The organism is Dialister sp. UBA1703, assembly GCA_002320515.1.
In the GTDB taxonomy this organism is placed as follows: Bacteria; Bacillota; Negativicutes; order Veillonellales; family Dialisteraceae; genus Dialister.
The window spans coordinates 1-14601 of the sequence record DCJJ01000020.1 but is presented as its reverse complement, the minus strand read 5'-3'; the positions used below and the strand labels follow the sequence as shown (position 1 = coordinate 14601).

General features: G+C 53.0%; 18 protein-coding genes and 1 other annotated feature. Of the genes, 11 read left to right on the top strand and 7 right to left on the bottom strand.

The window, feature by feature from the left end; genetic code table 11:
• Positions 1-532 precede the first annotated feature (532 nt).
• From B2Y11_RS01050 to mltG, 4 genes are read right to left on the bottom strand one after another with little or no spacing between them, the layout of a single operon-like run.
• On the bottom strand, positions 533-769 hold the full coding sequence (locus tag B2Y11_RS01050) for a DUF4911 domain-containing protein (protein ID WP_291054996.1): 237 nt from the start codon (positions 767-769) through the stop codon (positions 533-535).
• Positions 766-1995: a peptidase U32 family protein gene (locus tag B2Y11_RS01045; RefSeq protein WP_291054994.1), complete on the bottom strand. Its 1230-nt coding sequence runs from the start codon at positions 1993-1995 to the stop codon at positions 766-768. The genes B2Y11_RS01050 and B2Y11_RS01045 overlap by 4 nt, the downstream gene beginning before the upstream one ends.
• On the bottom strand, positions 1992-2591 hold the full coding sequence (locus B2Y11_RS01040; RefSeq protein WP_291054991.1) for an O-methyltransferase: 600 nt from the start codon (positions 2589-2591) through the stop codon (positions 1992-1994). Before B2Y11_RS01040 ends, B2Y11_RS01045 begins: the two co-directional genes overlap by 4 nt.
• The gene (gene mltG, locus B2Y11_RS01035) at positions 2581-3642 is read right to left on the bottom strand and encodes an endolytic transglycosylase MltG (protein WP_291054988.1); all 1062 of its coding nucleotides are present in this window, start codon (positions 3640-3642) and stop codon (positions 2581-2583) included. Before mltG ends, B2Y11_RS01040 begins: the two co-directional genes overlap by 11 nt.
• A 135-nt stretch (positions 3643-3777) precedes the next feature.
• Here mltG and B2Y11_RS01030 point away from each other — a divergent pair, with 135 nt between their 5' ends.
• Together B2Y11_RS01030 and B2Y11_RS01025 are read left to right on the top strand one after the other, a co-directional pair.
• Entirely contained in the window at positions 3778-4173 is a 396-nt protein-coding gene (locus tag B2Y11_RS01030; RefSeq protein ID WP_291054985.1) for a thioesterase family protein, read from the top strand.
• The gene (locus tag B2Y11_RS01025) at positions 4157-4861 is read left to right on the top strand and encodes a GNAT family N-acetyltransferase (protein WP_291054982.1); all 705 of its coding nucleotides are present in this window, start codon (positions 4157-4159) and stop codon (positions 4859-4861) included. Before B2Y11_RS01030 ends, B2Y11_RS01025 begins: the two co-directional genes overlap by 17 nt.
• Positions 4862-4889: 28 nt before the next feature.
• On the opposite strand, the gene B2Y11_RS01020 is transcribed toward B2Y11_RS01025, so the two are convergent.
• Complete coding sequence (locus B2Y11_RS01020) at positions 4890-5795, bottom strand: 4Fe-4S cluster-binding domain-containing protein (protein WP_288269279.1); 906 nt, start codon at positions 5793-5795, stop codon at positions 4890-4892.
• A gap of 210 nt (positions 5796-6005) precedes the next feature.
• Here B2Y11_RS01020 and B2Y11_RS01015 point away from each other — a divergent pair, with 210 nt between their 5' ends.
• The 3 genes from B2Y11_RS01015 to B2Y11_RS01005 are packed head-to-tail and all read left to right on the top strand — an operon-like array spanning position 6006 to position 8641.
• Positions 6006-7400 (top strand): NCS2 family permease, encoded by a 1395-nt coding sequence (locus B2Y11_RS01015; protein WP_288269278.1) that lies wholly within the window; start codon positions 6006-6008, stop codon positions 7398-7400.
• 60 nt (positions 7401-7460) lie between these two features.
• Positions 7461-7784 (top strand): DMT family transporter, encoded by a 324-nt coding sequence (locus B2Y11_RS01010; RefSeq protein ID WP_291054977.1) that lies wholly within the window; start codon positions 7461-7463, stop codon positions 7782-7784.
• Positions 7785-7789: 5 nt separating this feature from the next.
• The gene (locus tag B2Y11_RS01005) at positions 7790-8641 is read left to right on the top strand and encodes a D-alanyl-D-alanine carboxypeptidase family protein (protein WP_291054974.1); all 852 of its coding nucleotides are present in this window, start codon (positions 7790-7792) and stop codon (positions 8639-8641) included.
• A 206-nt stretch (positions 8642-8847) separates the two neighbouring features.
• Here B2Y11_RS01005 and B2Y11_RS01000 read toward each other — a convergent pair whose 3' ends face one another.
• Positions 8848-9405, bottom strand: coding sequence for a DUF2284 domain-containing protein (locus tag B2Y11_RS01000; RefSeq protein WP_291054971.1), 558 nt, complete (start codon positions 9403-9405; stop codon positions 8848-8850).
• Positions 9406-9573: 168 nt separating this feature from the next.
• Between B2Y11_RS01000 and B2Y11_RS00995 the strand changes: the two genes are divergently transcribed.
• A complete protein-coding gene (locus B2Y11_RS00995; protein ID WP_291054968.1) occupies positions 9574-10272 on the top strand; it encodes a TonB family protein in 699 nt (232 codons plus the stop codon).
• Between the two features lie 171 nt (positions 10273-10443).
• On the opposite strand, the gene B2Y11_RS00990 is transcribed toward B2Y11_RS00995, so the two are convergent.
• Positions 10444-11592, bottom strand: a complete 1149-nt coding sequence (locus B2Y11_RS00990) for an ABC transporter substrate-binding protein (RefSeq protein ID WP_291054965.1) — start codon at positions 11590-11592, stop codon at positions 10444-10446.
• A gap of 181 nt (positions 11593-11773) precedes the next feature.
• Positions 11774-11974, bottom strand: a binding site (T-box leader).
• 250 nt (positions 11975-12224) lie between these two features.
• Here B2Y11_RS00990 and B2Y11_RS00985 point away from each other — a divergent pair.
• From B2Y11_RS00985 to B2Y11_RS00965, 5 genes are all read left to right on the top strand, one after another.
• Positions 12225-12551: a PadR family transcriptional regulator gene (locus tag B2Y11_RS00985; RefSeq protein ID WP_288269272.1), complete on the top strand. Its 327-nt coding sequence runs from the start codon at positions 12225-12227 to the stop codon at positions 12549-12551.
• A complete protein-coding gene (locus tag B2Y11_RS00980) occupies positions 12544-13143 on the top strand; it encodes a DUF1700 domain-containing protein (protein WP_291054962.1) in 600 nt (199 codons plus the stop codon). Before B2Y11_RS00985 ends, B2Y11_RS00980 begins: the two co-directional genes overlap by 8 nt.
• Positions 13140-13424 carry a hypothetical protein gene (locus B2Y11_RS00975; protein WP_288269270.1) on the top strand — a complete coding sequence of 95 codons (285 nt, stop codon included), beginning with the start codon at positions 13140-13142 and terminating at the stop codon, positions 13422-13424. Before B2Y11_RS00980 ends, B2Y11_RS00975 begins: the two co-directional genes overlap by 4 nt.
• A gap of 196 nt (positions 13425-13620) precedes the next feature.
• Complete coding sequence (locus B2Y11_RS00970; RefSeq protein ID WP_291054954.1) at positions 13621-13992, top strand: hypothetical protein; 372 nt, start codon at positions 13621-13623, stop codon at positions 13990-13992.
• 33 nt (positions 13993-14025) lie between these two features.
• Positions 14026-14547, top strand: a complete 522-nt coding sequence (locus tag B2Y11_RS00965) for a hypothetical protein (protein ID WP_291054952.1) — start codon at positions 14026-14028, stop codon at positions 14545-14547.
• The last annotated feature ends 54 nt before the right edge of the window (positions 14548-14601 follow it).

Here is a 14601-nt window from a genome sequence, read left to right as displayed (position 1 = left end):
AGTGGCCCGGGTTCAAAGGGTTCAGAAGTCAAAGGGTGGTCCCATGGACACGCCTTCGGCGTGAGGGTTCAAAAGGTTCTTAGGGTTGACAGCGGCTTCGCCGCTGAAGGTTGTGGATTGCCGCCTCTGGCGGCAATAAATATAAAGTCAGCGTTACGGGATGACCTTCCCACCCTCATCTGTCATCCTGGCCGCCAGCACACCAGCCCACAAGTACACTAGTACACTAGTACACTAGTACACTAGTACACTAGTACACTAGTACACCAGCTCACTAACATCCTCCACGCAAAAAACTTCCCGAAATCCAAAAGCGGGGCGCGTCAAATGCCGCTTCAGGCTTTGCCTTTAAGGATTTCAGGAAGTTTTTAGAAGTTTTATATTTTCAGCCGGCTGATGGAGAAGGAGAGGACAGTCCTTTCCTGCTGTTCCGCTTTCCATGGATGGGCCCCGGCGAAATGAGTAAGCAGGATTTCCTATTTCTTCGCTTCTCCGATTACATAGTCGTCAGAAAAAGGGAATCGTCTCTCCTTTATTTCCGCATAGCTTCTTCTCTGTCCGGAAGGATTTTCACCTTCACATCCGGCAGATGGGTGAGGACGTCGATGACGATGTCCCTGGTGTCTTTGGTGGAGTTGATCTGGCAGGTGGCCCTTTGGGGGTTCAGGGTGGTCAGGACGCCCAGGTATTCGTAGCCTTCGATAATGCGGTTGATGTAGTTGACTTCTTCCGGCGGGATTTCAATGTATACCCTTGTATCTTCTGTCATTTCTTTGCGCGCCTCCTCAGGATGGAGTAGGCAGGCAGGACTGCGTCGCCGGTCATGGTCAGTTCTTCCAGCGGATGGGGTGCTTTGTCCACTTCTTCTCCTTCACCGTTCACCAGTTTCATAATCTTGACCAGGCCCACTTCGCCTTTCGGGGTAAGGTATTCCAGAATTTCTCCTACCCTGAAATGGTTCCTCTGCTGCACAAGGTTCGTGCCCTCTTCCTTGTGGGCCGGCAGGATGAGCCCTACGAAGTCGTAGGGCTGCTCCGGCTGGGATTTCACGTATTCCTGGGCGCTGTGGTCAGGATTCTGGAAAGCAAAGGCGGTGGTGTAGGGACGGTGGGATACTTTTCCCAGTTCCTCTCTCCATTCAGGCCGTACTTTGTAGGCGCCGCCTTCAGCGTAGTAGGCGTCGATGGCCTTGCGGTAGGCTGCCACCACGGCGGCCACGTAGTATACGCTCTTCATGCGGCCTTCGATTTTAAGGGAGGCTGCGCCCCCTTCGATAAGTTCGGGGATATGGTCGATCATGCAGAGGTCCTTGCTGTTGAAGACGTAGGTGCCGTGTTCGTCTTCTTCCACCGGCCAGTACTGTCCCGGGCGGGATTCTTCCATGACGGCGTAGCGGAAGCGGCAGGCCTGGATGCATTCGCCTCGATTGGACTGTCTTTTTCCATTGGTAAAGAAATTGGACAGAAGGCAGCGGCCGGACCAGGAAATGCACATGGCGCCGTGGCCGAAGACTTCCAGGTCGATGTCCACCTTTTTGCGGATGTCCGCCATTTCCTTCACCGATACTTCCCTTGCCAGTACCACCCTTTCGGCGCCCATGTCCTTCCAGACTTTCACAGTGCACCAGTTGGCGGAGCTGGCCTGGGTGGATACGTGGATGGGAAGGTTCGGCGCCACTTCCCGGCAGAGTGAGAAGACGCCCAGATCGGAAATCAGGGCCGCATCCACATGGATGCTTTCCAGGTATTTCAGATAATCATCCAGTCCCTCCAGGTCTTCGTTCCGGGGAATAATATTGACGGTGACATACACCTTTTTCCCCATGCTGTGGGCATAGGAAACGGCTTCCTTCAGTTCTTCCATGGAGAAATTGCCGCCGTAGGCGCGAAGGCCGAAAACCTTGCCTGCCAGATACACCGCGTCTGCTCCATAGAGAAGGGCCATTTTCATTTTTTCCATTGTTCCCGCCGGAGCGAGAAGTTCCATTTTCTTCATGTATTTTCCTTTCTACTCGAAACGGCCAGGCCGTCTCCTTCTACATAGATATGGGTTTCATATTTTTGTTTTACATAATCGATATATTCCCGAAGCCTCATCACCAGGGTGCGGTAGCGGTGAGGCACAGGTTCCCTGCTTTCCACCAGCCCCCGGAAAAGCACATTGTCCGCCGCAATGACAGCCCTGTCAGAGAGAAGCGGCTCTATGGCCGTAAGCTCCCGGAGGTACTGGCCCTTGGGGCCGTCAAGAAAGAGAAAATCGTAGGGGCCGGAAAGAGTAGAAATCAGATTTCCTGCGTCTCCCAGATGGCAGTGCACCCGTCCGGCAAAGCCTGCTTTTTCCATAACTTCCTCTGCCATATGATGACGCCCTTCATCCAGCTCCACCGTATCAATTTCCGCCTCCGGAAACCGCTCTGCCATGAGAAGGGCGGAGTAGCCGGTGGCAGTGCCGATTTCCAGAATACGCAGTGGCTCTGCCAGAGCCGCTGCCTGAAGGAGAAGTTCCCTTTCCGGTTCCCGGATGATGGGCACTCCCTTTTCTTCCGCATACCGCTCCAGTTCTCTTTTTAATGCTTCATGGTCATTTGCCATAAATATTCTCCGTCTCTGCCTGGTGTTCTTCGTAGGACTTGGTGAACACATGGTGCCCGTCTGCCTGGGCCACATAGTAAAGGTATTCCCCGGGCTTGGCATCCAGCACCGCTTCAATGGCATCCAGTCCCGGACTTCCGATAGGTCCCGGCGGGAGGCCTTTATGGGTATAGGTGTTGTAGGGGGAATCAATTTTTGTATCCGCAATGGTGAGCTCTTCCTTCGGACTTCCCAGCGCATACTGGATGGTGGCGTCAATCTGGAGGGGCATGCCGATTTCAAGACGCTTCAGCATAACCGATGCAATGGGCACCTGGTCTTCCTTGAACCGGGCTTCCCTTTCCACCATGGATGCCAGAGTCATCAAGGCATGAAGGGTCATATGCTTTGCTTCCGCCTTTTTACGTATATCCGGCGTCAGCATGGCGTCGGTACGCTTGTACATCATATCGCAGATCTGCCGGGCTGTATACTCCTTGGGAACATTATAGGTATCAGGAAACAGGAATCCCTCCGCCTTCACTGTCACAGGCAGCGGGCCGTACTGGTATTTCAAAGGACCGTAGGAAGCAGCTTCTCCTTCAAAATCCCCGGCGCCCTTCACCCCTGCCTCCTGCAGAAGGGAAGCGATCTGGTGCACCGTGTACCCTTCCGGCACTGTGACCAGGACGGACTCCGTCTTTCCTGACCGAAGCTCCATCATAGCCTCCTTAATGGTCAAGCCCTGTTTCATTTTGTATGTCCCGCTCTGCAGGCTCTTTCCGCTGCCAAGGATGCGGGAATAGAGCCGAAACAGGGTGCTGCTCCGGATGACCCCTTTCTTTTCCAGGGTGTCCGCAATGTCCCTTCCGGTCGCATCTTTCGGCACATCCACCAGGGCGGTGCCATGAAGTCCCACCCGGTCAAAGGCATAGAAATAGAGGCCTGCTGTAAGGAGGATAAGGAAGGCGATGCCGCCCAAAAGGACGGACAATTTCCTGCGGCCCAAATTCTTCCAGGAAAAGGGCTCTTTTTCCGGCTCGCCGGAATTTTCTTTCTTTTCTTCTTGCAAATTGCACCTCTCAAAAAATCTTAAGGGAAGTAAAATGTGGAAATCTAATCCTTAAAAGACTATGCTATATTATATCATATTGTATAAAGGCCCTTCAGCAGTAATGCGGAAGGGCTGATAATAAAGGAGGACATTATGATCATCAAAGGAATGACTGCCCAGCTTACAAGAACTATTACCACAGATGAAACAGCGGAAAAGGTACGGAGCGGATCCCTGCCGGTGCTGGCCACGCCTGTGCTTTCCGCCGCCATGGAAGAAGCGGCCTGCAAGGTACTGGCGCCGCACCTTGCGGAGGGGGAAACCACCGTAGGCGGTTCCATTTCCCTCATCCATAAAGCCCCTACCCTGCCGGGCCATACCATCACCGTCACCGCCACGGTGACGGACGTAAAGGGAAAGAAAATTTCCTTCCACATCACCGCCGCCGATGAAAACGGGGACATCGGGGAAGCTGACCACGAACGCTTCCTGGTGGACAGCGCCAAATTTATGGAAAAGGCGGAAAAAAGGAATGGCGAAAATCGGTAAGTCCCTTTCCATCCGCATCGCCTCTCCCCATGACGCTGCCGCCCTTCTTCGTATTTATGGCCCCTACGTGGAAAAGACGGCCATTACCTTTGAATACGAAGTGCCCTCTGTGGAAGAATTCCAGGGCCGTATCGCCGGCACGCTGGAAAAATACCCCTACCTCATAGCAGAAGAGGAAGGCCGTATCCTGGGCTACGCCTACGCCGGCCCCTTCCATCCCAGAAAGGCCTATGAGCACTCGGCGGAGCTCTCCATCTACCTTGCTCCGAACGCCCGCCATCGGGGAATCGGGAAAAAGCTCTATGCCCGTCTGGAAGAAATTCTCCAAAAGCAGCAGGTGTATAACCTCTACGCCTGCATTGCCTTCACGGAAAAAGAGGACCCCTTCCTTCCAAAGGACAGTCCTCTTTTTCATGAGCATATGGGATTTCAAACGGCAGGCCGCTTCCATCACTGCGGATATAAATTCCACCGCTGGTACGACATGATCTGGATGGAAAAAATGATAGGGGAAAGGACGGATAAGCCGAAGGATTTTTGGCATTTCGGAGACTGTAATGCAGGGGGCACTATGGGTGCCGGGCAGCGGGAAGCGGACAGCCGGAAGCCGACAGCAGCAGGCGGACAGCCTTCCCACTGTCTCACTAGTACACCAGTACACCAGCCCACTAGTACACTAGCCCACTAGCCCACTAGTACACTAGTACACCAGTACACTATTTCTCTTTCAGCACTCCCGTGCCGTCAAAGGCGGGAATGAACATTTTGTCGGAGCTGGCTTTCTGCTGGACGTAGCCGTCTTCGATGCCCAGTTCTTCCATATAGCTTTCGCATTCTTCGTATTCTTCGTCCGTAATGGGGCGGTTGATTTCAGGGTATTCCGCCGCCCTGCCGCAGGGGACATACTGGCGCATGAGGCTGAAGAGCACTTCCCCGGGGGCGAAGGTTTCCGCCACGTATTCCAGTACCCTTTTCGTATTTTCCACCTGTCCCGGAAGGATGAGGTGGCGAATGAGCACGCCTCTTTGGAGAATGCCGCTGCTATCCATTTCATAGGGACCGGTCTGACGGTACATCTGCTCAATAGCGGCAGCAGCCTTTTCAAAATAGTCCGGCGCATCGCTGTACCGGGCGGCGGCGCGGCTGTCTGCGTATTTCAGGTCCGGCAGCCAGCACTGCACCTTTTTCCTGAGGAAAGCTACGGTGTGCACGCTTTCGTAGCCGCCGCAGTTGTACACCACCGGCACCGGAAGGGGATCACGAAGGCTCTGGAAAATGGCATGGGTGTACTGGGTGGGAGTAACCAGGTCGATGTTATGGGCCCCCTGGGCGATAAGTTCGAAATAAATTTCCCGGAGCCGCTCCACCGACACTTCGATGCCCTTTCGCATTTCCGATATTTCATAGTTCTGGCAGTACACACAGGACAGGTTGCACCCTGCAAAGAACACCGTGCCGGCGCCCCTGGTGCCGGCGATACAGGGTTCCTCCCAGTGGTGAAGGGCAGCTCTTGAAATGACAGGCAGCATGGCTGACCGGCAGTATCCCACATTTCCCTTGTCCTTCACTGATATTTTTCTTTCTATTTTACATGCCCTGGGGCATAGGTTGCATATACTCATGGGACTCTCCTTTTATCTTCATTATTTTTATTGTAACACAGGGGAAAAGACGTGTTCTTTTCTCATAAAAGAATGACATATCCGCATTCCACGAATAGATAAAATTCATTGATTCAAGCTGTTAAAAATCATATAATAAAAGCGTAAAAAATGTTCTATGGCGCTTTTTCCAGACGCCGGAATACGTTTCAATGCGAAAGGAGTTTATTCATGGAAAACAATGCAGGTCTCATGGAGCGAATTTTCCATCTGTCGGAAAGTCACACCACCGTAAAGACCGAAATTATGGCAGGGATTACCACGTTTATGACCATGGCCTATATCCTCGCCGTCAACCCCAGTATCATGAGCACCACCGGCATGGACAAGGGGGCCGTTCTCACTGCCACTGCCCTGGCAGGCTTCCTGGGCACCATGTTCATGGCTATTTTTGCCAACTATCCCTTTGCCCTGGCACCGGGCATGGGGCTCAATGCTTTCTTTGCCTTCACTGTGGTGAAGCAGATGGGCTATTCCTGGGAAATGGCACTGGCTGCAGTATTTGTGGAAGGTATCATTTTCATCGTTCTTTCCCTCACCAATGTGCGTGAAGCCATCTTCAACGCCATCCCCATTAACCTGAAGAAGGCAGTGTCCGCAGGCATCGGCCTTTTCATCGCCTTCATCGGTCTGGGCAGCGCCCAGATCATCGTGGCCAATCCTGCCACCAAGATTTCCCTTTTCTCCTTCAAGCAGGCCATGGCCGCCGGAACTTTCCATACCACCGGCATTACCGTAGTCATTGCCATTATCGGCGTCCTTTTCACCGCCATCCTCATGGTGAAGAAGGTCAGAGGCAACATCCTCTGGGGCATCCTTTTCACCTGGCTTCTGGGCGTTCTCTGTGAGCTTACCGGCCTTTATGTACCGGATCCTTCCGTAGGCGCTTTCAGCACTCTTCCCAATTTCTCCGGCGGCCTTTCCGCCTTTGAACCGAAGAGCATGGCCCCCATTTTCATGCAGCTGGACTTTTCCCAGGTAGGTACTTTTAATTTCGTAGTCGTCCTCCTGGCTTTCCTCTTTGTCGATATTTTTGATACCATCGGTACCTTGATCGGTGTATCCTCCAAGGCCAATATGCTGGATGAAAACAACAAGCTGCCCCACATCAAGGGCGCCCTCATGGCTGATGCCGTTGCCACTGCCTTAGGCGCTGTGCTCGGCGTTTCCACCACCACCACCTATGTGGAAAGTGCTTCCGGCGTATCCGAAGGCGGCCGCACCGGTCTTACCGCCGTGACGGTAGCCATCCTTTTCCTCCTTTCCATGTTCCTTTCTCCTATCTTCATGGCCATTCCCGCTTTTGCCACGGCACCGGCCCTGATTATCGTAGGATTCCTCATGTTCACCGCCGTCGCAGGCATTGATTTCAATGATCCCACTGAAGCCATTCCCTGCTACTTCACCATCATTGCCATGCCCTTTGCCTACAGCATTGCAGAAGGCATTTCCTTCGGCACCATTACCTACACCCTGATCAACCTGTTCACCGGACGGAAGAACAAGGTGAGTCTCCTCATGATGGCTCTCACCGTCATTTTCATCCTGAAATATATTTTCCTTTGATTTCGTGTACCCAGGCCTGCGCCGGAAGGCGCAGGCTTTTTCATTGAAAGGAGCGTTCCTTTGGCTTACTTTCTCATGTTCTTTGCCATTGCCATGGAGCTTACCGGCACCACCTTCCTGAAGATGTCCCATGGTTTTACTGTCCTTCTGCCCACCCTGGGCTGCCTTACGGCCTACGGCCTCTGCTTTTTCTCCTTCTCCCGGGCCCTCACATCCCTGAACCTGGCCCTGGCCTATGCCACCTGGAGCGGCGTGGGCATTCTGGCCACCACTCTGATTTCCTGGTTCTTCTTCGGCGAGAAGCTGACAACCACCGGAATATTGGCCATATTCCTTATTATTGCAGGCTGCACCCTTCTCAATCTCTTCGGTACAAAGGGGTAATGCCTATGAAATATAAATTCCTGCTTCTTACCCTCTGGCTGACCTTCATTTCCATTCCCTCTCCCCAGGCCGCAGCGCCGGATGTTACCGCTGACGCCGCCGTCATCATGGATGCCGGAGACGGCCGTTTCCTCTATGAGAAGAACGGCACAAAAAGGGAATATCCCGCCAGCATGACAAAAATGATGACCTGCCTTCTTTCCATAGAAAAGGGGGATCCCTACAAAACGGTGACGGTCAGCAGAAAGGCGGCGGACGTGGTGTCCACCGCCCTAAACGGCGGAGAATGGCTTTCCCTGGGGGATTTGGAAAACCAGATGATGATGATTTCCGATAACGGCGCCGCCACCGCCATTGCGGAAAATGTGGCAGGAAATCTTCCTGCCTTTGCGGATATGATGAATGAAAAGGCAGAGGAAATCGGCATGAAGGGCACCCATTTCGTCAATGCCAACGGCATGCCTGATGAAGACCATTACTCCACCGCCGAGGACATGGCCCGCCTGGCCCGGTATGCCATGGAAAACAAGACTTTCCGCCGCATCGTTTCTACCAAAAGGAAGCAGATCCGCTATATCCGTCCTGCCGAAATCTTTACCTGCCAAAACAGCAACGAGCTCCTCTACACCTATCCCGGCGCCACAGGCATCAAGACCGGCTATACCCGCGCCGCAGGCGGCTGCCTGGCTGCCTCCGCCGTCAGGAATAATCATGAGCTTATCGTCATCGTCATGCACTCCCGGGATATGGACAGCCGGTTTGCGGAAGCGGCAAAACTTCTGGACTATGGTTTTGAACTGATAGAAAAAGAGCCTTCTCCCCAAAAGGAGAAGGCTGCGGCGAAAGTCGGGCGTTAAGCTGTATTCCCAAAAGCCCTCATACCCTCCAACCGGGGCGTTATAAAGTATGGCTGCGCCTTTCAGCGCTTCCTTATAAAAAGAGTGTAAAGAAACGCCAATCATTTCTTCACACTCTTTTCAATTCGACATGGCCACAGGCTGCCTGCTGCTTCATCATCTCCATCGGGTCAGCCTGCGGTTACCGATGTCATTTCCTTCCCGCCTTATTCCACCAGCACCATGCCATACACCGATACTTCCTTCACCGGCCCGGTGAGCACATGGGTGTCGAAGCCGTTGTCACGGGCCAGGGCGAATACGTCGATACCGCAGGCTTCCAGGGAAGGGCGGGCGGATTCGGGGTGGATGCAGTGCTTCAGGTTGCACACTTTGCAGAGGCCGCAGCGGCCTGCCTTCAGGGCGAAGGCTTTGTAGTAGTTCTTCATCATGGCCGCCTTTTCCACCTTCAGAAGAATATCCAGAAGGCCGTTGGTGAGGCGAATATCAAATTCCTGCCAGTCCCTGCACTCCTCCAGTTTGATGGGCATGGTGTGCTTGACGAGGATTCCCAGGCTGTATTCATTTAAAAATTCATTCATCTGGGCCAGCTCCGGCGTATAGGACGGGCAGCAGAGGCTTTTCCCGTACTGAGGACAGCCGAACTGGCATTTCATGCGGGGCCACACCCCCCGCTTCACCTTTGTCACGTCCACCATCTTCACGTCCGCCGCGCCGGCCTGCCTTGCTTCCTTCATGAGCTCTATCATATCTTCTCTTTTCATGATGACCTCCTTTGCATCATCTCTTCCTGTGCTATCTGCCATAATTGTACCACGGCAGATAGAAAACCGGTTGCGCTTCCCTTTCCTATTTATTAAAATAAATGGAGAAATTGATGTGTAAAATGTATATTTCATCAGTCAGAATGCAAATCTGTCAAAGGAGCCCCTATGAAAAAGATTCTCATCTCCCTGTCTTTCCTGCTTACCCTGGGCTTGACCGCCTCTGCCGCCCTTCCCAAAGAAGGCGTGTATCTGGATAAAGAAGGCAGCCCCATCACAGAAGAGCAAATGGTGCCGCCTTCGGTGAAATCCGCTCCCATGCTGCCGCAGTCCGCCGCTGTCCACGAAGCCCTCTCCCAGCTGCCCCATGCTGCATCTACGGTGCTCATTCTTTCCATTGATGAAGACGGTGCCGTCACCCATGAGGAAATCGCTGAAAGCTCATCCTCCCTGATTCTGGACCAGTACGCCGCGGGATCCGCTAAGTCCTGGACCTTCCATCCCGCCCGCCGGGGAGATAAGGATATTCCCCTGACTGTCCGTATTCCCGTCCGTTTCATGTCAGCCATGGTATCCGTGCCGCCGGCACCGGAAAAGCAGGTGATGGCAGACATGAAGGAAAAGGAAGAGCAGGCCGCCGAAAGATCCGGTCACCCTTCCTTTACGGTGAAGCTTTCCATAGACAGGAATGGAAAAATGAGCACCCCGCCGGTGATTGAAAAGGAAGGGACCGGCCTGAGCGATGCCGATTTCAAAATCCTTTCTTCCTATATAGAGCGCTCCCTTCGCCAGTGGACCTTTGCCCCTGCCAGAAATCCGGACGGTGAAGCCATCTATGCGGAAACGGCCATTTCCATAACGGTGTAGCCCATGGCAGCATGATACACTTTTGTCATTCATGACGGCAGGAAACTGCTTGCGAAGGGTTTCCTATGGTGATGATACACATGGGGCGTCCATACCGGCAGGAAGCCCTCATAGAAAAAGGCAGGGAAGAAGCAGCAATCCTTTCTTCCCTGCCTTTTTTGCAGCAGTGCTTTATACTTTCACTGCCTTATATTTCCCGTCTTCCACTTTCAGAAGCACCAGGTCCGCTTCCGGGTCCCCGGAGTTGTTGAAGGTCATGGGGCCGGCGGCGCTTTCAAAGTTTTTGATATGGGCCAGGGCGTCCCGCACCTTTTTGGAATCCGTGGTGGTGCCTGCATTTTCCATGGCCTTTGCCGCCAATTTGGCGGAAACGTAGGCGCAGGCAGCGAAGTTGTCCGGGTCGTGGTTGTACTTGGCCCGGAAGTCCTTCACGAACTTTTTGGTGGCTTCCGAATCACGGTCAGGGGACCACATGGAGGATACGTACACATTATCCGCCGCAGGGCCTGCAATTTTCACAAGTTCCGGCGACATGAAGCCGTTATCCCCCAGCACCGGCTGGTTCATGCCCATATCCCTCATTTTCTTCAGGATGAGGCCCCCTTCCTGGTAGTAGCCTGCCACCACCACGGCGTCGGGATTCACGTTATGGATTTTCGTAAGCTGGGCGGAGAAGTTCGTATCCTTGTCGGCAAAAGTTTCCGTAGCCACGATTTCCACACCCTCATCTTCCAGCGCTTTCTTGAAGGTTTTATAGGCGGACACCTGGTGTTCGTTATTATTGGAGTAGAGCACCGCCACCCTCTTGTAGCCCAGAAGCTTATGGGTTTTCTCCACGGTCTGGGGAATGTTTTTCGATTCCGGCACGCAGTTCCGGAACATGTAGTCACCCATATCCATGAGCCCTTCCGCCGTGGTGGCTACGCCCAGAAGGGGAATCTTCGCCTGCTGGAAGAGGGGGCCCACGGCTTTGTATTCGCCGGAAATCAGGGGGCCCACCACGATGACCTTTTTGGCGGCAATCAGCTTCTGGGCGGCAGATACGGCCTGCTGCACATTGCCCTTGGTATCCACCATTTCCACATCCATATGGATTTTCCCTTCCCTGTTGATTTCCTCCACCGCCATGTCAAAGCCTTCCTTTTCCGCCAGGCCATAGGAAGCTACGCCGCCGGAAACGCCGTTGATAAAGCCTACTTTCGCCGTCTTCCCGCTTCCCGCACCTTCTCCCTTTCCGCCGCAGCCGGAAAGTCCTGCACATGCAGCTGTCATCATGAGGCCAAGGCCTGCCAGTTTAAGTCCCTTTTTCCAGTTCATCATTTTGGTTTCTCCTTTGGATGAATAGCACATGTGCAATCTTCACTCTATCCGGAATATACGCAAAAAGCGCCTCTGCCTGACATATCAGACAGAGGCGCTTCGCGCGGTACCACTCCGGTTTATCACTGAGCCGCCAAAGTATCCTGCCAGGAGGGTATCAAAAAGCCCCTGTCCACCATGGGACAGGGGCGAATTCGCGGTACCACCCTGCATTATACTCTGAAGGCCTGTCCTGTAACGGGGACCTACGTCCTGATTTACGGAAAATTCTTTCAACCAGGAAGCTCACGAGTGATAGTCCGCAGATTTTCCGCACCGGCTTTCACCATACGCCGGCTCTCTGAAGCTTCCCGTCTGTTTCCTTCTCGTTCACAGCATGTACTTGTTTAAATATGGATATGATGATACCCAATCTTCTTCCATCCGTCAACAGGAAAATGTAAAATTGCAGATTCGGCATACACAGCGCCTTCCATGACTTTTGGTAAATATTCACTATACTTCACAAAGTACCTTGCATTGCAAAGTACTTTGTGATATATTGTTATTAGCAAGGAAATTGACCGCCGGTTCAAGAGCCGGCCCCCGAATTTCATCAGAAGAACCTCTGATGCCTTAAGAAAGGAAAAGCCATGAACATCCAGCTGAAGAAAGGCGTCATGGAAATCGTGGTTCTATCCATGCTCAGAAGAAAAGACTATTATGGTTACGAGCTGGTGACGGAGATTTCAAAATACATTGAAATGTCGGAGGGTACCATTTACCCTCTGCTGAACCGGTTCAAGAAGGACGGGCTGGTAGATACCTACCTGGCTGAATCCCACAATGGCCCTCCCCGAAAATACTACCGCATCACCGACGCCGGGCGGGAGGAATTCAAAGAATCCCTCAGGGAATGGACAGAATTCACAAAAGCCGTGAAGAAAATACTCACCGAAGGAGGCGATATCCATGAATGAAACAGAATTCTTAGATCTTCTCCGCTACTATTTCCGCAATGGAAAGCCGGAAGAAGTAAAGGAAATATTATCTGACTATGAGTCCCATTTTGAAGAAGGAAAGAAACGGGGCCTTACAGAGGAGCAGATTGCCAAAGAGCTGGGGAGCCCCAGAGATATTTATGACTCCTACCAGTCGGAAGGCGTGGTGGATGAAAGGACAAAAACCGGCCAGCTGAAGGACAATGCCCTGAAAATGGCAAAAGACGCCCAGGATAGGGTTGCAAAAACCTGGACGGAAGTGAGTCCCAGACTTCCGGAGGCGGCGGAAACCACCGCCCGCATGACCGCCCGGCTCTTAAATGCCGCCGGAATCATTATGGCCGTGGTGGTACTGGCCGCTGCCGGACTGGTCATCGGCCTCTTTTCCACCAATCTTACCCCCTTCCACGGCATGGCGCCTCTGCCCCGGTTCAGCTTCCTCACCCTGGCCTCCATCGGAAGCTTCGGCATCTTTACCGCCCTTTCCATTTACCTCATTGCCCGGGAAGGAAGCCAGGCCATTGAAAACAGCTTCAAAGCCTCCCCTGCCAAAGGCGGTGACAGTCGATGAAAAGAATTATCGCCTCCGTGGCTCTGGCCATCATTTCCCTCATGATCGGCACCTTCTCCTTTGTCATCAATGACCTTCCCGCCTACCACCGCTGGATGGCGGAGAACGGCCCGAAAATAACGGAAAATTTCAAAGGCTGGCCAAAGGACAGGAAGGATTTCAGAAACGGCCCTTCTAATGACCGGATGCGGGAGGACATGAGAAATCACCACGACAGAAATGCTATGGGCCCGGGAAGGAACCTGCCTGATAACCGGCAGGCGCCTGATACCGATAAATAATCTGTCCATCATGGTCGGGAAGTACTGATTCATAGAGTCTGCTTATAAAAATAAATACAGGCAGCGAATGAATCGGCCCTTCCCTGGAGAATACCAGCTCCGCCATTGATTTATATATATCCCCAGAATATAATGAGGGAGTTTCAGGGAAGCTCCCTCGGAAAAAGTAGTTCAGTTTTTGAAAGTGAGGTTCATTATGAAAAAATTAAACGCACTCGTCATCGCATCCATCACCGGTCTGGCTCTGGCCGGCGGATTCTTCTTTGCAGAAAGCGCTTCCGCCGCTGACTACGGTCCCCACCAGGGATACCAGCAGGAAAAGGGCCAGCAGCTTCACAAGGAAAAGAAGCATATGGAAAAGAACAGAAAGCAGAAAGTTCATAAGGACAAAAAGCACCAGCAGGAAATGAAGGAAGAAAAGGCCCAGGGCCCCCAGCGGAAGCTTAAACCCTGGGAAGAAAAATATTATGAACAGCATCCGGAAGCAAGAGAACAGGATGCAAAGAAAGGAAATCCTGAAAAGAAGAACGTAGAGGATGACGACGGCATCACCTGGCACCGCCTGTAATCCCCATCCCCCGCAGCAAAGGAGGGCTTACCTATGAGAAACCTGAAAAAAACAATCACCGCCGCAGTCCTTTTGATTTCCTTCTCCGCAGCAGGCGCCGCACTGGGAAATGGTGTATCCGCCGCTTCCCTGGAAGCTAAATCCCCATCTGCGCCGTCAGCCGGGGCAAGCCGGGACTACCGCATCGCATTGCTCAATGCAGAACATTCCGACGGCCCTGTTATCCACAAGCCCATGCAGGGCCAACGTCGGCCGGAAGGAACTCCCGCCCGGGGCTTTGGCGAAATGAGAAACCGCCCCCGGGACGGCAGCGGCCATCACTACGAAGGACGCCATGCGCGCCGCTTTGAAAGAGACGACGATAACGGCCATCACCACGAAGGGCGCCATGGACGCCGCTTCCACAAAGATAACAACGATGGCGACCACCGCTATGAAAGGCACCATGAGCGCCGCTTTGAGAGAGATGACAGAGACCGTGACCACCGTTATGGTTCTCCCTGCCCTGAAGGACGGGGCCGGCAGGCTCCGCCGCCGGAAGACGCTCCATTCTAATCTCATCATTTTATATTTATCATCATCTAAGGAAGCGCTGATTCAATCACTGTC